Source organism: Clostridium senegalense JC122 (assembly GCF_000285575.1).
Lineage (GTDB): Bacteria > Bacillota > Clostridia > Clostridiales > Clostridiaceae > Clostridium_J > Clostridium_J senegalense.
Window position 1 is genome coordinate 1 of the sequence record NZ_CAEV01000134.1, and the last position, 1,041, is coordinate 1,041.

General features: G+C 21.2%; 1 protein-coding gene. It reads right to left on the minus strand.

Translation table 11 applies throughout. The features are described from left to right. Window positions 1-959, minus strand: a 959-nt coding sequence (locus CSGHG_RS19190) for a hypothetical protein (protein WP_010291467.1), incomplete at its 3' end; no start/stop codon positions are given. Window positions 960-1,041 lie beyond the last annotated feature (82 nt).

A 1,041-nucleotide genomic window follows, 5' to 3' on the forward strand; every position in this document is an offset into this window, starting at 1 on the left:
TTAATTTCTTTATTTTCTTTGAACTTATTCTCATTTAAATCAAAGATAATAAACTTAGATTCATTAATATTTTCTATATCATTATTTATGTCTACAATCATAAATAATTTATCATCTTCTAAACAAACATTTCCATTTATTCTCAAGTTGTAATCTTTATTTTCAAAAATTCCATAATCTATAGAATTAAATTTTAAAGTATTTATATCAATAGCTCCCATAGTTAAATTAACAGTTTTGTTATATTCAAGATATCTATCTACCAATGGAATATATATTTTTTCATCCCTTTGAAAAATCCCAACACTCTCCAAAATTCTCTTATCTTTTATTTCAATATTTTTAGATTCAACTACTGACTTATCATTTACATCTATTACTGCTAAGCTTATAGATGTTTCATGATCTTTTTCTTGTAAATCAGTATGTTCAAATATTAAGTATACTTTCTCCTTATAAATAGTTGAATATATTAAATCAATATTTCCAGTACAATTTAATTCTGCACCAAATTTTTTTATAGAATTTGTGTCCTTATCTTTACAAGATATATTTAATGTATTTTTATAAGAAGACATATTAAATCTTTGTTCCTCTTTATTAGCAATAACTACTTTTAATTTTTCATTTTCGCTAACAATTGAATTTTTCAATTCTATACTATCTCTAAATAAATTTTTATCTTGTAAAACCTCTTCTCCAACGCCTCTGTAATAATCAAATCTTACTTTTTCTTTACTAACTTTCCCACTATTATCTAATATAAATTTGTTTGCATGAAACCTATCTGCTTGAGTTAGTGTCTTTATCTTTACATTACCTAACTCTGAAAATTTTCCGTTTATTTTTTCTATATTTATCACTTTATTTTCAAAATTATTTATATTAATAACAAACATATAAATTAAAGTTATGATGAAAGATATAGTAAGTACTATCATATTAAATTTTTTTTTCATTTTTACCCTCCTTATTTATATGTTTTTATACTGAAACCTTATTTTCTAATAAATATTTTGCTAAATAAAAATTAAATATAAT